This window comes from Mammaliicoccus sp. D-M19, from assembly GCF_022386695.1.
Classification (GTDB): Bacteria; Bacillota; Bacilli; order Staphylococcales; family Staphylococcaceae; genus Mammaliicoccus; species Mammaliicoccus sciuri.
Map to the genome: position 1 here is coordinate 880,304 of NZ_JAJNHW010000001.1, position 21,050 is coordinate 901,353.

General features: G+C 33.0%; 16 protein-coding genes and 1 pseudogene. 3 read left to right on the forward strand and 14 right to left on the reverse strand.

The annotated features are described in order from the left end of the window. Positions 1 to 2: 2 nt before the first annotated feature. The 13 genes and pseudogenes from LQ675_RS04505 to LQ675_RS04565 all read right to left on the reverse strand — a co-directional run bounded on the left by LQ675_RS04505 (position 3) and on the right by LQ675_RS04565 (position 16,870). Positions 3 to 1,946 (reverse strand): BglG family transcription antiterminator, encoded by a 1,944-nt coding sequence (locus LQ675_RS04505; RefSeq protein ID WP_239726572.1) that lies wholly within the window; start codon positions 1,944 to 1,946, stop codon positions 3 to 5. A gap of 193 nt (positions 1,947 to 2,139) precedes the next feature. Further along, complete coding sequence (locus LQ675_RS04510; protein ID WP_107610777.1) at positions 2,140 to 3,594, reverse strand: glycoside hydrolase family 1 protein; 1,455 nt, start codon at positions 3,592 to 3,594, stop codon at positions 2,140 to 2,142. 27 nt (positions 3,595 to 3,621) lie between these two features. Next, complete coding sequence (locus tag LQ675_RS04515) at positions 3,622 to 5,049, reverse strand: 6-phospho-beta-glucosidase (protein WP_239372236.1); 1,428 nt, start codon at positions 5,047 to 5,049, stop codon at positions 3,622 to 3,624. Between the two features lie 13 nt (positions 5,050 to 5,062). After that, positions 5,063 to 6,974: pseudogene (locus tag LQ675_RS04520) on the reverse strand (beta-glucoside-specific PTS transporter subunit IIABC). A 188-nt stretch (positions 6,975 to 7,162) separates the two neighbouring features. Continuing rightward, entirely contained in the window at positions 7,163 to 7,993 is an 831-nt protein-coding gene (gene licT / locus LQ675_RS04525; RefSeq protein WP_048541640.1) for a BglG family transcription antiterminator LicT, read from the reverse strand. A gap of 631 nt (positions 7,994 to 8,624) precedes the next feature. Next, complete coding sequence (gene desA, locus LQ675_RS04530; protein WP_153653649.1) at positions 8,625 to 9,602, reverse strand: Delta(5) desaturase DesA; 978 nt, start codon at positions 9,600 to 9,602, stop codon at positions 8,625 to 8,627. A gap of 244 nt (positions 9,603 to 9,846) precedes the next feature. Continuing rightward, a complete protein-coding gene (locus LQ675_RS04535) occupies positions 9,847 to 10,404 on the reverse strand; it encodes a histidine phosphatase family protein (RefSeq protein ID WP_048541638.1) in 558 nt (185 codons plus the stop codon). A gap of 104 nt (positions 10,405 to 10,508) precedes the next feature. After that, complete coding sequence (locus LQ675_RS04540; protein WP_239726571.1) at positions 10,509 to 11,585, reverse strand: M42 family metallopeptidase; 1,077 nt, start codon at positions 11,583 to 11,585, stop codon at positions 10,509 to 10,511. 72 nt (positions 11,586 to 11,657) lie between these two features. Beyond that, positions 11,658 to 12,323, reverse strand: a complete 666-nt coding sequence (locus LQ675_RS04545) for a uridine kinase family protein (protein ID WP_239726570.1) — start codon at positions 12,321 to 12,323, stop codon at positions 11,658 to 11,660. Then, positions 12,316 to 12,903 carry a YdeI/OmpD-associated family protein gene (locus tag LQ675_RS04550; protein WP_048541632.1) on the reverse strand — a complete coding sequence of 196 codons (588 nt, stop codon included), beginning with the start codon at positions 12,901 to 12,903 and terminating at the stop codon, positions 12,316 to 12,318. The genes LQ675_RS04545 and LQ675_RS04550 overlap by 8 nt, the downstream gene beginning before the upstream one ends. A gap of 118 nt (positions 12,904 to 13,021) precedes the next feature. Beyond that, on the reverse strand, positions 13,022 to 13,762 hold the full coding sequence (locus LQ675_RS04555) for a GTP pyrophosphokinase (protein ID WP_048541628.1): 741 nt from the start codon (positions 13,760 to 13,762) through the stop codon (positions 13,022 to 13,024). A gap of 184 nt (positions 13,763 to 13,946) precedes the next feature. Beyond that, complete coding sequence (locus LQ675_RS04560; RefSeq protein WP_239726569.1) at positions 13,947 to 15,272, reverse strand: 6-phospho-alpha-glucosidase; 1,326 nt, start codon at positions 15,270 to 15,272, stop codon at positions 13,947 to 13,949. A gap of 20 nt (positions 15,273 to 15,292) precedes the next feature. Next, a complete protein-coding gene (locus LQ675_RS04565) occupies positions 15,293 to 16,870 on the reverse strand; it encodes an alpha-glucoside-specific PTS transporter subunit IIBC (protein ID WP_048541624.1) in 1,578 nt (525 codons plus the stop codon). A 150-nt stretch (positions 16,871 to 17,020) separates the two neighbouring features. Here LQ675_RS04565 and LQ675_RS04570 point away from each other — a divergent pair, with 150 nt between their 5' ends. Next, positions 17,021 to 17,770 carry a MurR/RpiR family transcriptional regulator gene (locus LQ675_RS04570; protein ID WP_048541622.1) on the forward strand — a complete coding sequence of 250 codons (750 nt, stop codon included), beginning with the start codon at positions 17,021 to 17,023 and terminating at the stop codon, positions 17,768 to 17,770. Positions 17,771 to 17,818: 48 nt separating this feature from the next. Beyond that, complete coding sequence (locus LQ675_RS04575; RefSeq protein ID WP_152291855.1) at positions 17,819 to 18,775, forward strand: 2-hydroxyacid dehydrogenase family protein; 957 nt, start codon at positions 17,819 to 17,821, stop codon at positions 18,773 to 18,775. A 23-nt stretch (positions 18,776 to 18,798) separates the two neighbouring features. Here the strand turns inward: LQ675_RS04575 and LQ675_RS04580 are convergent, their stop codons facing one another. Further along, complete coding sequence (locus LQ675_RS04580) at positions 18,799 to 20,238, reverse strand: aminotransferase-like domain-containing protein (protein WP_239372238.1); 1,440 nt, start codon at positions 20,236 to 20,238, stop codon at positions 18,799 to 18,801. Positions 20,239 to 20,334: 96 nt separating this feature from the next. Here LQ675_RS04580 and LQ675_RS04585 point away from each other — a divergent pair, with 96 nt between their 5' ends. Next, positions 20,335 to 20,946, forward strand: coding sequence for a LysE/ArgO family amino acid transporter (locus tag LQ675_RS04585; protein ID WP_107602131.1), 612 nt, complete (start codon positions 20,335 to 20,337; stop codon positions 20,944 to 20,946). Positions 20,947 to 21,050 lie beyond the last annotated feature (104 nt).

A 21,050-nucleotide genomic window follows, 5' to 3' on the forward strand; every position in this document is an offset into this window, starting at 1 on the left:
ATTTAGACACTCTCCTCACTTTGGCTTGCTTTTTTTATGAGTTGTCGTATTACTGCTTTTTCGCCTTTCATTAATTCTGCCCTTGCGTCTTCATCCATAATGATTTGACTCAACTGACCAAGTGCATTCAAATGTATTTGTGGTTGGCTCGTCGCAAGTGTAATCACAACTTTTACAGGATCAAATCTATCATGTCCGAAGTCTATACCATCCTCGAAATGTGTAATAGCCATGCTGACCGGTACATTTACATTTTCAAAATTCGAATGCAGTAAAGCAATATTCGGACCAATGACCATATACGGTCCAAATTTATCTAAATGCTTCATAATATCGGTACCATATTGAGCATTTACATGTTTAGAATTCACCAGCACTTCAACACTCTTTTGGATGGCTTCATTTCTACTTCCAGCTTTCACGTGTGTTTCGATATGTTCTTCTGGAATGACGTCTTCTAAACTCGGACCGACCGTTTTGAAACTGGATATATATCGTTCTCTATAATCATTAATCATTTCATTGATCTTGTTTCTATCATCTTTATTTAAGAATGGTGACACTTCTATCGTAGGCACTGAAAAACCTTCTACTGGAACAGTTGACAGTATATAATCTACACCGTGAGATTTCAAAAAGCTTTCTGAAATGTCATATATTGAAAAAGCATCTAATATTTCTAACTCTGGGTAAATATTTTTTATCCGACTTTTCAACAATTGTGATGTCCCAACGCCAGAACCACATAATAAGATGACTTTAATATGTGTCGTTTCCTCGTTAGACATGCGTTCTATTGAAGATGCAATATGAAGTGCTAAATATGCAATTTCATCTTCGTTAAATTTAACGTGATAGGCTTCTTCAAATATCCAAACTTGTTGTTTAATCGCTAAAACGACTTCATAATACTCTCGTAATATCTCTTGCTTTAGTGGGTTTTCATGTTGCATATTGAATGACATACGATGAATTGCCGGTTGTAAATGTGTGACGAGGCCAGTGATCAATTTATGATCATGCATTAGTGGAACACCTATTTGAGCACTGACCTTTTGAATAAATAATTTAGATAGTTCCGTAATATTCTGTTGTGATTGTTCTTGATGATACTTGTTTACACGTGCACCTAATAAATGCAAAGTTATAAATGCCGCTTCACTTTTAGGAAATACGATATCAAATAACTTTTCTAACTCGGCAGTTATTTGAATGGCAATTTCAAATGCCTCTGTCTTACGTAGCCGCTTATACTCTTCATCAGGGATTTCAAATACAAATTCTGCTTTGGCACGATGAATGGCGATAATAATGTGATATATTAAGCCATCAATACCAACTTGAACTAATTGAAAATCTTGATTATTAATGGTCGTAATCACAGCTCGTCGTATTTTCTCAAGCTCTTCTTTCGAGAATACTTCAATACCAATTTGTGCAGTAGATTTCTTAAAGTATTCATTCACCACATGCGCATACGCTTCTCTGAGTTGCTTTTCATTACCTTCAATTACAAATCCTTTATTCTTTTTATATTCAAGCATAAGCCCATACGTTTCTAACCAAGCTTGAACACTTTTCAAATCATCTACAACCGTTCGTCGTGATACATTTAACAAATCTGCTAAACTTTGAGAACTGATTGGATGTGTTGATTCAAATAATCTTAGAATAATCTGTTCTTTTCTTTCATTCTTGGAATAATGAATATCTAACTCAACATCAGATGATGCCATGTAGCTTTCTTTATGTGATAATTTGACGCCTAAACTTTTATTTCTTTCAACATCAATATTCAATTTGTCTTTAAAGGATTCGATATATTCTAAATCATATTGAATCGTACGTTCACTCACTTGAAATAAAGATGCCAATTCAGAAATCGTGACGAAGTTGTTCTCAGATGATAAATAAGACAATATATTTCTCTGTCGTTTACTAAGCAATCAAATAACCTCCCTGCATTTATTGTAAGCGTTTACTGATTGTTATAGATGTGTAATCTACTTCGTTATATAATCCGAAACATTTCACATCAATGCAACTGATTGCATTATTGCATAAAAAAACCGCATAATCTGATTGTGGTCAGATTATGCGAATTTTTATTAAATCAGCTATTTAGTTGTTCACACAATTCTATAATTGCGCGCCGTTTGTTAAGATAACCTCTTTGTACCATTCGAAAGAATCTTTTTTAGATCTATTACCCGTTCCGTTACCATCATCATCTTTATCGACATATATAAATCCGTAACGTTTACTCATCTCACTTGTAGACATAGATACTAAATCGATTGGGCCCCATGCTAAGTAACCCATTAAATCTACACCGTCTTGTACGGCTTTTTTCATTTCTTGTATATGTTTTTGTAAATAATCTATTCTATAAGTATCGTGAATGCTTCCGTCTTCTTCTACGACGTCTTTCGCACCTAATCCATTTTCTACGATGAATAATGGTTTATGATATCTATCCCAGAATTCATTTAGCACGATACGGAGTCCTATTGGATCTATTTGCCAACCCCAATCTGATGCTTCTAAGTATGGATTTTTCAAACTATTCAACAAGTTGCCTTCTGTTACTTCTCCTTCTTCACTGTTTGCGGATAGTAACGACATATAATAACTAAATGAAATATAATCAACTGTATATGCTTTAAGTATTTCTAAGTCACCATCTTCAATTTTTAATGAAAAATCATTTTCTTTTAAAAATTGTTTATAGTAGTTCGGATATTCTCCTAACGCGTGAACATCTGTATAAAGTAGATTCATTTGATCTTCTTGCATAGCTTTTAATACATCTTCTGGATTACATGTATATGGATAATGTTTCATTCTCGCTAACATACAACCAATTTGTGCATCTGCATCAATTTCTCTAAGAGCTTTTGTTGCTAAACTAGATGCTAATAATTGATGATGTAGCGCTTGATAAGATGCTTCTGTCGGATTCTCTAATTTATCTGAAATGATACCGCCACCTGTAAATGGTGAAATATTAATAATATTGATTTCGTTAAATGTCATCCAATATTTAACTAAACCTTTATATCGATTAAACACAGTCTTAGCATAATGCTCGAAGTGTCCAACAACTGCGCGATCTACCCATCCATTATATCGCTCTGTTAAACCATATGGCGTTTCATAGTGACTCAAAGTGACAACAGGTTCGATATTATATGATTTTAATGTTTTGAACACTTTCTCATAAAATGCTAATCCCGCTTCATTTGGTTCTGCTTCATATCCTTTAGGGAAAATTCTAGACCAATGAATAGATAATCTAAATGCTTTAAATCCCATTTCAGCTAATAATTGAATATCTTCTTCATAACGGTGATAAAAATCAATACCTTCTCTTTTAGGGAATCGACCGGTATGTTCACCACTCAACACTTTCTGAATATGTTCAGTTGTCACTTCCATATGATTATCTTTCGTTCTTTGATCTTTCGGAATATACTCTACAAAGTCCGCGCTTGATAAACCTTTACCATCTTCATCAAATGCACCTTCTATTTGATTGGCTGCAGTTGCGCCACCCCATAAAAAGCCATCTTTAAATCCAGTGTTCGTCTCCATATTCATTACTCCTTTGATAGTTAATATTTAATAACTTAAGTCTTCACCATTTGTTTGAATCACTTTTTGATACCAATAGAATGAATCTTTAGGTGTACGGTCTAAAGTACCGTTACCTCGATTATCACGATCAACATAGATAAAGCCATAACGTTTCTTCATTTCTCCGCTACCTGCTGAAACAAGGTCAATACAACCCCAAGATGTATAGCCTAATAATTCAACACCGTCTTTAACGGCTTCAATCATTTGATCTAAATGTTCACTTAAATATTTAATTCGATATTCATCATGAATCTTACCGTCTTCAGTTACTTCATCTTTCGCACCAAGTCCATTTTCTACAATAAATAATGGTTTTTGGTAGCGATCATAAATTTGATTCATTGTAACGCGTAATCCTACTGGGTCAATTTGCCAACCCCAATCTGATGCTTCTAAGTAAGGGTTCTTTAATGATGCAAATGCGTTGCCGGCACCTTTTTGTTTATTAACTTCTTCATCTCCACTTTCTAATCTACTTGAATAGTACGAGAATGAAATAAAATCGACAGTATGTGCTTTTAATATTTCTGCATCGCCTTGTTTTTGTTGAATATCTACACCTAATTCTTCAAACATGCGTTTACTATAACTTGGATATTCACCTCTTGATTGCACATCAATAAAGATATATTGTTCCCTATTTTTCTGAAGTGCTGCTAACATATCTTGTGGATGACAAGTATTCGGATAAACTTCTCCAGCGGCTAACATACAACCAATTTGAAAATCTGGATTAATTTCTTTACCGATTTTAGTAGCAAGACTTGAACCAACTAATAAATGATGTGCAGCTTGATATTTAATTTGTTCAGCATTTGCATCATCTTCAATAATGAGCCCACCACCAATATAAGGTATGTGTAAAATCATGTTGATCTCGTTATGTGTTAACCAATATTTCACTTTATCTTTGTAACGTTCAAATACAACTCGACTGTAGTTCACGAAGAAATCAATCGTTTTTCTGTTATACCATCCACCGTATTCTTGAGCTAAATAAAGTGGTGTATCAAAATGATTTAATGTTACTAAAGGTTCAATGTCGTAAGCTTTTAAAGTGTCGAACACTTTATCATAAAAAGCTAAGCCTTGTTCATTCGGTTCAACTTCGTCACCTTTCGGGAAAATTCTTGGCCATGAAATTGACATTCTCAACACTTTATAGCCCATTTCTGCAAATAGTTTAATATCTTCTTCATAACGATGATAAAAATCAATCGATTCATGACTTGGATAGTAATCGAATGTTTCTTTTAAACCTTTTGCTGGATTGAATAATGGAATTTGTCTTTCTTCTCCTGCTGGTAGTACATCCACTAAACTTAATCCTTTACCATCTACATCATAGGCACCTTCACATTGATTGGCTGCTACTGCGCCACCCCATAAGAAATCTTTACTTAAACTCATTTCAAATCCTCCTCTATAAAATAACCGTTAATATATGTTTACCTGTTTCAATCGTTTTGTGATCTTCAAGAACGACATCTTTTGCTAAATTAGAATTTGTAACAACAACCGGAATAACTGTATCGTATCCTTCTTGCTTAATTGCTTCTCTATCGAATTCAATTAAAGGTTGTCCGATTTCAACTGTTTCTCCTTGTGATACAAGCGGTTTAAAATACTTGCCTTCTAATTTAACTGTATCAATTCCAATATGAATCAATACTTCAGCACCGTTGTCTGATTTTAATCCAATTGCATGACCAGTCGGGAATAAACTTTCGACAACACCATTAAATGGTGCCACAACAACATTGCTATCCGGTTCAATCGCAATACCTTTACCCATTGCTAAAGATGAAAAGACTGGATCTTGAATCGTTGTTAAATCTACAACATTACCTGATACTGGCGATTCTACTAATACATCATTTACGACTGATTCTTGTGCTGTTTCTCCAGCGTTAGCACCTTTATCAATTGTTGCTTCTTTCTTATCACTATGCGTTAAATAACCGACAATTAAACCAAGTATCACTGCTGAACCCGTTGCGATTAATGACATCCAGAATGCCATATCTAAACCTGCTTTGCCTATAAATGTTGTATATCCGAAAATACCAAGTCCACCCATAAAGAACATTTTCGTACCTGCCCAACCGATCATAGCGCCAGTTATACCTGCCACTATACAGCTATAAATAAATGGTTTCTTTCTAGGTAAAGTAATACCATAAATAGCAGGCTCTGTTACGCCAAAGATACCTGACACAAATGCTGGAATACTTAAAGATTTAAGTTGTTTATTCTTTGTTCTAAAGAATATACCTAACACAATACCTGTTTGAGCAAATGAAGCTGCAAATGTTAAAGGTATAATAATATCGAAACCTGATGTTGAAATATTATTAATGGCAATGGCTACTAGCCCCCAATGTAAACCGAAGATAACAAGTACTTGCCAGAATGCACCTAACAATAATCCAGCAAATAATGGACTAAAGTTATATAAACCTATTGCACCTGCACCAATTAAATTGGCTGCCCATGAAGAGATAGGTCCAATAATTAAGAACGTTAATGGCACAATAATAATTAATGTAAAGAATGGTACTAAGAACGTCTTCACGACATCTGGTATAACTTTCTTCAAGAATTTCTCTAATTTAGATGCGAAGAATACTGAGAACACAATTGGAATAACACTTTGTGTATAAGTCATTGATATGACTGGAATGCCTAAAAATGTTAAAGCACTTTCTGATTCAAAGAATGTCCCACTAAAGAGCATTGTTGCATTTTCATTACCTAACGCCATTGCACTTACAAGCGTTGGATAAACAAGTGCTGCACCTAATGCCATACCAATAAAACTGATTAGAGCCAAATTTTTTCGCTGCTGTTAAACCTAAGAATATTGGGAAGAAGTAGAATAATGCATCACCAATTGCATGCATAATTTGATATGTTCCCGACTTCTCTGTAAGCCAACCAACTGCTAAAAATAATGCTGCAAAACCTTTGATCATCCCCGCTGCAGCTAACACGCCTAAAATTGGTTGGAATATACCTGAAATCAAATCAATAAAGCGATTAAATAATGATCCGTTACTTGATGAACTACTACTAGAAGTACCATCACTAATATTCGCTTCTTTACGAACTGCATCGTACACATCTGGAACGTGATTACCAATTACAACTTGATATTGGCCACCTGATTCCATAACCGTCACAATACCTTCCTTATTCTTTAAATATTCTGTATCAGCTTTTCCCGTATCTTTCAGCTGAAATCTTAATCTTGTAATACAATGTGTTAAAGAATTGATATTTTCTTTGCCACCGACTTTCTCTACGATATCTTTTGCTAACGCTTCATACTTCATTTAAATCCCTCCATTTTCATAGAAAAAAACCCAGAATAATACATACGAATCCCAATGTTCGTTATGCATTACTCTGGGTTTTGCCTACTTAAAGTTACAATCCCAAACAGCAAATTCACTTGCCGTTTAAAGTAATTGTTTATTAATTTAAACTTATTATAACGCTTACATTTTATTTGTCAACGCTTTCATGAAGATTTTAATAATCTTGCGATATGTAAAATAAGATAAACACGTTCGTCATTAGATAAATCATGATTATAATTTCTTTTTAAAAAATCACCAATTTTATCGACACAACGATTGGATTCACTATATTTTTTCTGTAACGATGACAATAAAGATATATCCATCACTTCTTCTAAACTTTCAGAATTAATTAATCTCTGACTGAAGAATTTTAAATGTGTTATAAAACGCGCGTAGCTTAATTCTTCTTCAGAGATATCTAAATTAAAGTGATATCTTACTAAATTTACAATACTCTGGGTGATTTTTGTAATTTCATAAACGTTTGAGATAGACTCGTTCATATTCGCATTGACAATATGCATCGCGATAAAGCCAGCTTCGTCTTTAGGCATATCAAGATTAAAATGTTTAGCTACTCTATCAATACCGAACAAACCAATTTTATATTCATCTGGATATAATCGCTTAATTTCGTAAAGCAAAGGATTATTAATAACAGTACCTTCTTTATGACGTTTAATTGCATAATTAATATGATCCGTTAACGCAATATAAATAGATTCAGACAGTGGTTCCTTATAAAGTTTATTCGCTTCAACAATAATTTCCTGAGAAATTAGTAACACATCATCATCTAATTCTTTAATTAAAGTAAGCATTCTTTCTTGTTCATCACTCGTCATTCTAAAAATCTTATCAATTTTATCTTTCTCAATAGCCTGGCCATTCTTCTTCCCAAAAGCAATACCAGCCCCCATAACAATACGCTCTTCCCCATTAATCTTGGAAATCACAACATTGTTATTTAAGATTTTCGTAATCTTCACGACATTCACCCTTCCAATAAATGTACTGATTTTTCAATTAATTATCATTATAACAAGAATTAAAAATAATGAAATAATTTATATAGTTGTTTTAATTCAGTTCTTATATTTTTTTGTGAGTCGGAAGTTTATGGCATGGGGAGTTGTAGAGCCTTCGTAGTGAACACTTTCATCCAAACTTGTTCATAACGGGGGTGTTAGTTACAAAACTCGGTCGAAGTGTTACTATGGACCGCCTTAATTACAAAACTCGGTCGAAATGTTACTATGGACCGCCTTAATTACAAAACTCGTCTGAAATGTTACTATGGACCGCCTTAATTACAAAACTCGGTCGAAGTGTTACTATGGACCACCTTAATTACAAAACTCGTCTGAAATGTTACTATGGACCGCCTTAATTACAAAACTCGGTCGAAGTGTTACTATGGACCGCCTTAATTACAAAACTCGGTCGAAGTGTTACTAACACACTCGTTATTTGCACCTTCAGCCCAAACTGCTAATAACGGTATCAGTATTTGCACTTCTCATCAAAACTGCTAATAACGGTATCAGTATTTGCACTTCTAGCCAAACTTGCTCATAAAAAAACAGGACATGCTCAATGTCCCGTTTCAATTATTAACTTTTACGCATGTGTTCTCTTAAATCTTAAAGTATATTCTTTAAAAGTAATGAAGCATTTATTTTTCTCGTCATATAATTTATATTTCAGAGATTCTAAACTTTCTTTAATTGTTATGGTTGTTGCGTGATGTAATGGTGGTGTCTTTTCATGTGCTTGTTCTAATTGATAGTTTGGAATTCTTGGACTTAAATGATGAACATGATGATACCCGATGTTCCCTGTCATCCATTGAAATACTTTTGGTAATTTATAATATGAACTGCCTTCTATAGCGGCTTTCACATAATCCCACTCTGATGATTCTTCGAAATATGAATCTTCAAATGTATGTTGAATATAAAATAACCAAATACCTAACATACCTGCAATAAATAACATTGGTAGAAATACAAGTACAAATGGAACTGCACCTACAATAAAGAAAATACCTACATAAAGAACTAGCAATATTATATTATGCAACCAAGTGTTACGTTTTTCTTTAGCTTTTGCATCTTTAGCATTCATTCTGTTTGAAATAAACATAAGGAATATTGGTCCTAATATAAACATCACAAACGGGTGTCTATACATTCTATATTTAAATTGAGTGAATTTTGAAGCTTCATGATATTCTTCAATAGTCATGACCCAAATATCACCAATACCACGTTTTTCTAAATTTCCGCTACTTGTATGATGAATAATATGCTCTCTTCTCCATTTTTCATATGGAAAGAATGTTAATAGCCCAGTTATATTTCCTAATAAATCATTGTTCTTTTTCTTACTCAAAAATGATCCGTGGCAACAATCGTGAAAAATAATAAATGTTCTAATAATGAAACCGGATGCCAATACACCACATAGGATCGATAATGACCAATGTAATTGATAACTTACCAAGCCACCAACAATAAGCGCAATTAATGGGATGATTGTGTTTATAATTTGAATTGTACTTTTCTTCAAGTTGTTATTTTCAAATGGTTTAACCATTTTTCGAAGTAACTTTTTCTTTTCTTTTTCGATGATTTACACTTCCTTTTTATTCAATAAATATAAAAAAAGAAGCACTTGAATGAATCAAGTACTTCCATCTCTATTAACCATGATAAAGCATATTTATAAGCTTTACAAACAAAAAACAAACCTAATAAAACGATTACTATACTACTAAAATTTATTTTATTATAATAACAAATTATAACTTGGTCATAACAGTTGACAACAATGACTTTTACTAAAAATTCATTTCTACTTTTTTGAAAGAAATATTATTTTGATGGTCATAATCAAATTGATAAATGTCAGGCATTTTCATGTTTTTCCAATCTTCATATGTAAATGATCCAGTTAATTCATTAAATAATACTGCTAAAGCTGTACCATGACCTGTTATGATCAAATTACCTTCATATTGACTCAACACTTTTTGATAAGAAGGTACTATACGGTTTCTAACATCTTCAAGACTTTCTCCGTTTGGTAACCTATAATCTGTTTGACTCCATTGTCTCAAAGAAAATTCATCAAAATTTTCTACCCATTCACCTATTATTCGTTCTTTAAATGGCTCGATTTCTTTAATTTTAAGATTCAATAGCTCAGCAGTAGGTTTAATTGTATCAATCGTCCGTTTATAAGGACTTGATAATATATGTTGAATATTTTTATATTGAAAGAATCCCGACATCTGCATTGCATACTGTTTACCTAATTCAGTAAGAGGTGCTGATTCATCCTCTTTTATACGAGTATCCCTGATAGAATGCCTCACAAAATAAATTGTTCTATTCAAAATTTCACCTCATTCACTACGTAAACAAGAGACAAACCAAATTGTTATTCAACTTGATTTATCTCTTGTTTAAGTCATATTTTTTTAATCATTTTTTCGATTTCTTACCACATAATATTTTTAACTGTTTCATCGTTTAATGCTTTTACGATTTCAGCTACTAATTTTACTGCGTTTAAGTAGTCTTCTTTATGAAGGATTGATACGTTTGAGTGCATATAACGTAATGGAACGCCGATTGAGATTGTTGGTGTACCTTCGTTTGCTACGTGAATACTACCTGCATCTGTTCCGCCACCTGTTATATTATCCCATTGAACATCAATGCCTTTATCTTTTGCTACGTTTTTGATGAATTTTCTAAATCCAACGTGACCGATATTCGTACCGTCCATTAACAATACAAGTGGTCCATTACCTAATTTCGTTTCGTGATCTTGCCCTTTCATACCTGGTGTATCATAAGCAATACCGACATCCACTGCGATAGATAAATCTGGCTTAATTTTGTTTGCAGCAACTTTCGCACCACGTAAACCTACTTCTTCTTGTACAGTCGCACCTGAAACCAAGTTAATACCAAGCTCATCGTTTTTAAGTTCGTTTAATACATCAACACTTAACGCACAACCGAATCTGTTATCGAATGCTTTTGCAGTTAAGTAGTTACCGTCACCTAAAGTTTCAAACTCAGAATAAGGTGTCACCATATTTCCGATTTCAATACCTAGACCTTCAACCGCTTCTTTATTATCAACACCTATATCAATAAACATCTCTTTAACGTCGACAGGTTTTTTACGTTCTTCTGGACTTAACACATGAGGAGGTTTAGAACCAATAATACCTCTAATTTCTTTGCCTTCATCTGTTGTAATGGTTACTTTTTGTGAAAGCATAACTTGGTTCCACCATCCACCAATTGTTGTGAATTTGATGTAACCATCTTCATCGATACGTGTAACCATAAATCCGATTTCATCTAAGTGACCCGCTATTAAAATTGTTTTAGAACCATTTCTAGCGTTCTTTTTCCCGAAAATACCACCTAGATTATCTTCAATAATTTCATCACTTACAGGTTCTAAGTATTCTTTCATTTTAGATTTAACATTATACTCAAATCCCGAAATACCATTAATATCTGTAAGTGTTTTTAATAATTTTACTGAATCTGCCACAAAAAATCCCCCTTAAAATTAATTAACACTTTTACTATATCATTCTATTTCCAAAATGTATCAAACAAAGGTTTAATTTAATTGATTTTTCAGTATTTTAAACAAATCATTTGAATGATCAATGACAATATCAAAATTTTCAAGAAGAGGATGCATGAATAATTCATATTGAATACGTCTTTCATCTTGAGATGTATTTAAATATTCTATATCTATTCCTCTTACATGAACATCACGATCAAATCTTCTTTGCAACTCAGTTTCATTATCCGTATAGATGTAGATAGATAAATCAATCCATTTTGAATCTATAAATGTGGTAGTCATACCTTCTAAAATCGTGACTTTCTTTGTGGCGTCTAAACGTTCAGATTGTTGCCATGGTGTTTCAATAGTCATGATATCTATACCATTATGTAAAGCACGTATATCGCGTTCTAGAATATCAACATTATGCGCTTCAGGCATACAAGCAGTTACTTTCGCTTCGTGCTCTATTCCGTTATACATATATTTCGCCTTTGTATGTTTTCTTAAATTCGAATTTACTATATAAGTATCTGTGCTGATCATGTTGTAGTCTTTTGGATCTAGACATTTTATTAATTCCTGACAAAATGTACTTTTCCCTGAACCACCGTGTCCACCAATTCTAATCATGATTTGATGGTTAGAACGCTTAATAAAATCCACGATTTCTTCAATCACAGCATTCATATTTTCATTACCTTCACTCATCATTTAACCCTTTGCCGTCCAATATATGATCAATATATTTTTCTACTCGACTAACGCGTGTTGCTGGGCGCTTTGCTTGGCTAATATAGTAAATATATTGTCGTTGTCTTCCTGGCGTCAAATTATAAAAAGCTTCTTTTAAGTTACTATTTTGATCTAGTTGTTCTTGTAGTTCAACTGGCATTTCATATTCTTCTGTTTTCTTTAATTCTACTTTAGCACCTGACTTTTCAAGCTCGATTGCTTCTTCAACATATGCTTTAATAATATCTCGTTGTTCTTTTATTTGATCTACATTGGTGAATCTCAATTGTCTTGCTGCTTGAACATTTTTCGTTTGTTGAATGAGTAATTTTTCAGGATCTTTAAGTAATGAACCTTTATGAAATAAAAGTGCACAATATTCTTTAAATCCATGTATCAATACAACATTTTTACCTTTCAATGTATAACATGGGTGCATCCATTTATAATCTTCTTCTAAATCACATTCATGTATAATTTCTCTTAATAGTTCAAATTCATCTTTCCACTTTTTTTCACGTTGCATAAAAGCTTCAACTTTAAGGTTTTTCTCCATTTTTTCACTCCTCAATATTATTACCTGAATGATTTTAATTTATTATATACTAAATCATTAAAAAAGAGCAGATATCCTTAAATCTAAGAAATTTCTGCTCTACTTTGTGCCTAATGTATTAATTTTCGTCTACTTTTATCATACTTTTATTCGTGTCATGATAAATTTCATCATTCATTTCTTGCATTTTACGTTCTACATTTGTTATTTCTATTGAACATTCTTTTAACTTTTCTTCATATTGTTCTGTAGATACATGGGAATTCTTATATCTTAATTTATGTTCTAAACTCGCCCACATATCCATTCCAATTGTTCGAATTTGAATTTCAACAGGTATTACTTGAACACTTTCTGCTAAAAATACAGGAATAGATACAACTAAATGTAAACTTTTATATCCATTCATTTTAGGATTTTCTATATAGTCTTTTCTTTTTAATAATTTTACGTCAGCTTGTCTAAGTAATAATTTTTCAATTGTATAGACATCTTCTAGATAATTACAAATAACTCTTATTCCCGCGATATCTTGAATATTCTCTTTTGCTGAGTTCGCATTTAAAGGAAATCCTTTTCGTCTTAATTTCTTAATGAGACTTGGAAATTCTTTAACACGCTTTTCCATATGATGAATTGGATTATGTTTATAAGCAACTTGGAATTCATCGTCCAATATTTTCAACTTTGTCCCGATTTCTTCTAATGCTGCAGCATATTGATGTTGTAGTTCTACAAAATTAAACAACTCTTCTAGCGCTTGTTCAGAAGACTGCGCATATTCAATTTCACCTAAATTATTCGTAAATTCCTTCTTTAATTCTGCTAAATTGATTGTTGGTTTTCTTTCTATATACATAGATATGCTCCCTTATATTTTTAAATAAAAAATATATATCATTTCAGCTAATTATATCATTTAAAAGTTTGCGATTAAAGAAAGTCGATATACGATATATTGTTCTTAAACAGATATAAGACAAAGAAAAACGTGCAAGGCTCGTAAGCCTTGCACGCTTATAAATAGTAATTCAATTATCATTCTACTTCAATTCTGGCCAGTATTCTTTATTTGCTTCAATGAGGTCATCTAATATATTTTTAGCTACTGATGCACTCGGAACTGTGCGAGATAACGTTAGTGCTTGCCATAGTTTTTGATAAGATTGGTCTTCATAAGCTTCAACTGTTAATTTCTCAACACCCACTTGTTGTTCCATTAAACTTTTTTGGAATCTTGGTATTTCACCAACTGATAAAGGTTCTGGTCCTTCGCTACCAACTAAACATGGAATTTCAACCATCGCTGTTGGTTCAAAGTTTAAAATGGCACCATTATTCTCAACAATCATTAACATTCTTTCTTTCGTATTAAAAGCAATGGCTCTTGCTAAGTCTACGATATAAGATGCATGTTCATCTATTGTTAATTCCGTTCCTTCAGCAGTACCTTGATCAATGATTTTTTGACATTCACCGAACACAAATTTTTCTCGTCCTGCCATCACTTCATTCGCTCTTGTATAGTCCTTATTCGAATGTTCCACAACGTAATCAGGGAAGAAGTAATATTTTAAATATGTGTTAGGTAATGTATCTTTATCAAGTGCTTGTACATCACGCGCTTTCTTGAACGTATCATTCCAACTTGCTTCCTGTTCAATATCACTGCCCGTGTCAGTAGAATACCCAAATTGTTCAACGTGTTTAATGATACTTGGCATTAAATCATTACCAGACTTATCTCTTATATCTGTCCACCAACCGAAGTGATTCAAACCATAATATTTAACGACCATTTCTTTTCTAGATTTCAGCCCAATATTTGTTGCCATTAGTTCTTCAATACCAATAGGCATATCGCAAATATTTAAAATTTTAGAATGAGGTCTTAATTTTCGAGTTGCTTCAGCTACAATTGCAGCAGGATTTGAATAATTTAACATCCAAGCATCTGGTGAATATTGTTCCATGTAATCTACAATTTCTAGTACGCCTGTAATAGAACGCATACCATATGATATACCACCAGGTCCACACGTTTCTTGTCCAACGACACCGTGTTTCAACGGGATCTTCTCGTCTTGTTCTCTCATCGCATATTTACCAACACGTATGTGTGCCATAACGAAATCTACATTTTCAAAAGCTGTTTTAGGGTCCGTACTCGCCTGTAACTTAACACCAGGCGCTCTTTCATGAAGTAATATTTCACAAGCATCCGCAATGGTTTGTTGTCTATCACCATCATTGTCGTATAGTTTAATCGTATCAATCGGAAAATCTTCTAAATGATCCAGTAACATTAATATAATGCCTGGCGTAAATGTACTTCCGCCACCTGCTATTGTTATGTTAAATTTCTTCATTATTTATGACCTCCATATTTTTATATCATCGTTTCAAATGAATCTCTTACTTGAGGTACACTAAGTCCCACAATTACTTGAACATTTGTACCACTTTTCGCTACACCATGTGCCATTTGATTATGTGTGAAATAGTCGTTATCTTTCACTAAACTTGGATCTTTAACCGTTACTCTTAATCGTGTCGCACAATTTGTAACGTCTTTAATATTGTCTTTACCACCTAATCCTTCTAAGAAATAAATAGCTTTCGTATCATATTCTGATGCATTGTCATCCATTTGTGTATCAGCACTTGCTTTCTTAGACTTATAATCTTGTTTCGTATAAAGCTTAGCATCGCCATCATCAGCTACACGTCCAGGTAATGGTACATTAAACTTCTCAATAATAAACTTAAATACAAAGAAGTAAATCACAACAAAGATGATACCAATGATAAATTGTGCAACGTAAGTCATACCGTGATTAGAGAATAATGGAATCCAGTTTATTGCCGCGATTTCTATCGCGCCACCACCTTGAATACCTACTACTCCAAATAGGTACATAATTGTAACCATTGTTGCACCTAATAATGCATGAATTAAGAATAAGTAAGGTGCGATAAATAAGAATGTAAATTCTAATGGTTCTGTAATACCTGCGAAAATTGCTGTTAATCCTGCTGGTAATACTAATGCTAATACCTTTTTCTTGTTCTCTTTTGGTGTTGAAGCGTACATCGCTAACGCAATACCTAAACAACCAAATATTTTAATGTTACCTTGTAACAAGAATCCATATGGATAAAGGTCTTTAAGAGATTTAGCAGAATTAGAGAATTCTGTTAAGTGTTGAATCCAATAAGGTTTCAATCCACCATTGACCGCTGCAGGTCCATATTCAAATGGTGTGTATATGAAATGATGTAATCCTGTAGGAATCAATATTCTTTCTAAGAAGTGGAATAGCCAAACTCCTACAAATCCTGATTTCAACATGACACCTTGTAATGAACCGATACCTGCTTGTACTGTTGGCCATACCGCACATACGATAAAAGCGATTGGGATCATAACAAAGAATCCAATGATAACAACGTATGGTAGACCTTGGAAAATCCCGACCATTTCAGGTAATTTCTTATCATAGAAACGATTATGTATCCAAATAACGATTGCTGATATGAAGATTGCACCAATGATACTTGTGTCTAATGTTGGAATACCAGCTATTTCTTTTACGCCCGTTAAATTTTCAACACCCTTTGATAAATCTACTCCGAACGTCTTTGGCCAAAGGGTTAAAATTGCATTAATAAAATTGTTAAATACTAAATAAATCATTAAAGCTGCTAGTGTTGCTCTACCTTGAGCTTTTTTAGCAAGTGAGATTGGAAGTCCAATCACAAACGCTAGTTCCATATGGTTGAATATTGTCCAACCACCCGCTTCAATTAAACTCCAAATTTTAAACCACATTGTGCCATCTTCAGCTATTGAACCCATAATATTTGGATTTTTAAATAATGTTGCAAATCCTACAACAATACCGAAAAATGCAAATAGTAATACCGGAACAATCATAGCACTACCAAATCGTTTAATTGCATTCATATTTTAACCCCTTTTCCTCATCAATTTATCTTCACAATATAGGAAGCGCTTACATTTGCCAATAGGTTTGACGTAAATAGAAATCACATAGTAAACTTAGATTATATTTTCATAACATGAAAATTTTTTCACTTCGAATGGAGGATTATAATGATTTTGGATAAACTGATTAATGAACATTATCAACAACTTAATGACAATGATATACATATCATACAAATGATTAATCAAAATATTCACTTGATTCATCGATTAAAAATACAAGAAATAGCCGATATATCACACACTTCAATTTCTTCTATTCACCGACTCGCTCGTAAACTTGGCTTTGATGGTTATAGTGATTTTAAAGCATACATTAAATTAAATAGACAAACATCTAACCCATCGACAGATATCATTGAAAGTTTAGAGCAAGATTTACAACAAACTATGAAACATTTAAAAATGATCGACTATGACTATATAAGTGAACAAATCAATCAAGCGCCTTACATCTACATATATGGTACAGGTGTCGCTCAACTAAACGTCGCCCGTGATGCTCAACGACACTTTCTTTCTATCAATAAAAGAGTAATGGTTATTAACGACGAGAATGAACTTAAAATCGCTATGAATCAAATGAATAAAGACGATTTAATTTTCATCATTTCATTATCAGGCGAAACATCACACTTAAGAGAGAACGTCGAGATTATGCATACACGAAATATTAGTTATATTTCTATTACAACATTGAAAGATAACTATTTAGCTCAGAATGCAAGCTACAATATATACGTTAATAGTTCACCGATAGAACTATTTAACCAAACTTCTTATTCCAGCTTCTTACCGTATCACATTGCTTTTGAAGTCATCGTACGTAAATTCAGTGAATGGAAACTTGCTCATTAGGGTATAATTATCATATAAACGATTAAAAGTTTTATAGGAGGTTACATCATGAATAAAGTATTCATAACTGGAGAAATTCCAACAGAAGGATTAGAAATGTTACAAGAACATTTTGAAGTAGAAGTCTTTGAAGGGGATCAATTAATTACGAAAGATACTTTACTTCAAAAAGTAACAGATGTAGATGCGATTATTAGTCCACTATCTACAAATATCGATAAAGAAATTATTGATCAAGCACCAAACTTAAAAATCATTGCAAATTATGGTGCTGGTTTCAATAACATTGATGTTAAATATGCTAGAGAAAAAGGGATTGATGTTACAAATACACCGAAAGCATCGACAAATGCTACAGCAGATTTAACGATTGGCATATTACTTGCCGTATCTAGAAGAATTGCTGAAGGCGACCAGCTTTGTAGAACAACAGGATTCAACGGTTGGGCACCATTATTCTTTAGAGGTAGGGAAGTCTCCGGTAAGACTATCGGCATAGTTGGACTTGGTGAAATAGGTTCTGCTGTTGCTAGACGTGCCAAAGGTTTCGACATGAACATCCTATATACCGGACCACATAGAAAGCCAGAACAAGAAGCTTCATTAGGGGCTACTTATGTCAGTCTTGATGAGATGTTAGAACAAGCAGATTTCATTACAATTAATGCTGCCTATTCTGATGATTTACATCATTTATTCAATAAAGAAAATTTTGAAAAAATGAAAGATACTGCATATATTATTAACGCATCTCGCGGACCTATTGTAGATGAACAAGCTTTAGTTGAAGCTTTACAATCTAAAACAATCGAAGGTGCTGCATTAGATGTATTTGAATTTGAACCAGAAATTACAGATGCACTTAAAACAATGGATAATGTCGTGATAACACCGCACATCGGAAATGCTACATTTGAAGCACGTGATGAAATGGCAAGAATCGTCGCAAATAATACGATTAAGAAACTACAAGGTGATACACCGAGCTATATTGTGAACAAATAATAAAATCAATCCTCGCACTCATATTAAGAGTTCGAGGATTTTCTTTTATTTAACAAGTTTTCTCTATCGATAATCGTTCTTAATTTATAAATACTTTCCTTTATATCATGTTCATCAATATATGAATAAGAAAATCTTAAACTATGCTTTTCTTTTTCTGAATATATCTCCCCTGGATGAATGAGCAACCCTTCCTCTAAAGCAAGTTTGAATAACCTTTTTAAATCAATACTTTCATTAAATCTGAACCAAATATAGAAAGACCCTTCTACTTTAGACCATCTACCAATATCTGAGAAAGATTCTGTTAAAGCATCTTCCATCATATCTTTGCGCCTTTTTAAATTGCGTTTAATTTCTCCAATATGCGTTTCATGGTAATGTGCCAACCATTTAGTAGCTATAAATTGAGAAATCGAACTTGCACCATAGTCATTTTGCATTTTTAAGTCTGCTAAATGATTAATGACTCGTTCGTTACCAATTAACCAGCCTATTCTGAGACCCGGACTAACTGTTTTAGATAGACTTCCTAAATACAGCACATTATGACTTGTATCAAGCTCTTTCATAGATTTAGGAATCGGACCTTCAAACCACAGCTCACTATAAATATCATCTTCCACAACAGGAATACCCTTCGCTTTACATTGTTCAAGAATTTGCTCCTTCTCTTTCAATGTATATGTGTGTGATGTAGGATTATGCAAAGTAGGATTACAATAAAATATGCTATTACTGTAATCTTCATCTTCTTTAAAAATCGCATGAATATTATTCCTTATATAATCAATTGATAAAGGTATCATTTTGGAATGGATTTTGTGCCAAGTTCTAATTGAATTAATATAAGAAGGTGTTTCAACGATAATTTTGGATTTGGGGATTAATAATCCATCAGCTATCAACTTCAAACCTTGTAACGCACCAGAAGTGATACAAATTTCTTCTACACTACACTCAATACCTCTTTTTTTAACAAGTTCTTTAACTTGTTGTCTCAACTGAATATTTCCTTTAGGTGCTTCATAATTTGAAGTCAATTGACGGCTTAAATCTTTAGAAATAATTTCATGAAATGCATCATTAGGTATTAATTTTGGCGAAAGTTCGCCCGTCCCTAATCTCACCATATCAGGTATAAATTCGCATCTATTAATTTCTCTAATATAATATTGGTTGTTCTGGTTAATACTATTCCCTATATAATCTTGCCAATTTAAATTATTACTCACATACTCATTCCATTTATTTTTCGAAACGTATATCCCTTTTCTTTCCTTACTTTCAAGCACGCCATAACTTTTCAAAATATCAATGACATGTACAATTGTTGATCTATTCACACCATACTTTTGCGTTAAAGCTCTTTGCGAAGGTATTTTCATACCAACTTCTAAATGACCATTATTAATATCTCTTAACATATCATCTATAATTTTTTGGTAGATAGGTTTTTCCATAAATGTAACTCCAATCTGGTTGGGCATAAATTTAATTCTGGATGATTTCATTGTAGCTTATTTCTTTTATACTATACAAAAAGGAGGTTAAATCAAATGTTTCAAGCAGTCATCCACGGTCTTTTATTAGCACTCGGTTTAATTTTACCATTAGGTGCTCAAAATATATTTGTTTTTAATCAAGGCGCAAATCATAAAAGCTTAAATAAAGCTTTACCCGTTGTTATTACAGCTAGTCTATGTGACACATTACTTATATTACTTGCAGTGTTTGGCGTATCACTTATCTTAAATCACTATCCATCACTGCAATTAATCATATATATCGTCGGATTAATTTTTCTATTGTATATGGCTTGGACGTTATGGAACGAAAAATCATCAAGCAATGGTTCAGACTTAGCAATATCAGCTAAAAAACAAATCAGCTTTGCACTATCTGTATCATTACTGAATCCACACGCCATTATGGATACAGTCGGTGTTATCGGTACAAGTGCATCACTATATTCAGGGTACGAAAAAGTCGGATTTACAGTAGCAACAATCTTTATCTCTTGGTTCTGGTTCTTCGGTCTCGCTATAGCCGGTAAGCAAGTTGGTATGTTTGATAAATCAGGTAAATTTATCATCATATTGAATAGAGTATCAAGTATCATCATCTTATTCGTCGCAGCACTCATTATTAAAAATATAATCAATATGTAGAATGAGGTAAAAATGTTTTGGTTGGGATTTAAGTTGGATTTTGGGGCGCTAACGATCTTGTTTTCGACTCTTGAGCGTTAGAAGCAAGTGCACATCTCTCATCT

Excerpts from the sequence above, each read along its gene's own strand:
- LQ675_RS04550 (WP_048541632.1), bottom strand. The coding sequence starts at position 12,903 with ATGGAGAAAAACCTTAAAGTTGAAGCTTTTATGCAACGTGAAAAAAAG.
- desA (WP_153653649.1), bottom strand. The coding sequence starts at position 9,602 with ATGGTTAAACCATTTGAAAATAACAACTTGAAGAAAAGTACAATTCAA.
- LQ675_RS04570 (WP_048541622.1), top strand. The coding sequence starts at position 17,021 with ATGATTTTGGATAAACTGATTAATGAACATTATCAACAACTTAATGAC.
- LQ675_RS04560 (WP_239726569.1), bottom strand. The coding sequence starts at position 15,272 with ATGAAGAAATTTAACATAACAATAGCAGGTGGCGGAAGTACATTTACG.
- LQ675_RS04555 (WP_048541628.1), bottom strand. The coding sequence starts at position 13,762 with ATGTATATAGAAAGAAAACCAACAATCAATTTAGCAGAATTAAAGAAG.
- LQ675_RS04510 (WP_107610777.1), bottom strand. The coding sequence starts at position 3,594 with ATGGAGACGAACACTGGATTTAAAGATGGCTTTTTATGGGGTGGCGCA.
- LQ675_RS04575 (WP_152291855.1), top strand. The coding sequence starts at position 17,819 with ATGAATAAAGTATTCATAACTGGAGAAATTCCAACAGAAGGATTAGAA.
- LQ675_RS04580 (WP_239372238.1), bottom strand. The coding sequence starts at position 20,238 with ATGGAAAAACCTATCTACCAAAAAATTATAGATGATATGTTAAGAGAT.
- LQ675_RS04585 (WP_107602131.1), top strand. The coding sequence starts at position 20,335 with ATGTTTCAAGCAGTCATCCACGGTCTTTTATTAGCACTCGGTTTAATT.
- LQ675_RS04545 (WP_239726570.1), bottom strand. The coding sequence starts at position 12,323 with ATGAGTGAAGGTAATGAAAATATGAATGCTGTGATTGAAGAAATCGTG.
- LQ675_RS04565 (WP_048541624.1), bottom strand. The coding sequence starts at position 16,870 with ATGAATGCAATTAAACGATTTGGTAGTGCTATGATTGTTCCGGTATTA.
- LQ675_RS04515 (WP_239372236.1), bottom strand. The coding sequence starts at position 5,049 with ATGAGTTTAAGTAAAGATTTCTTATGGGGTGGCGCAGTAGCAGCCAAT.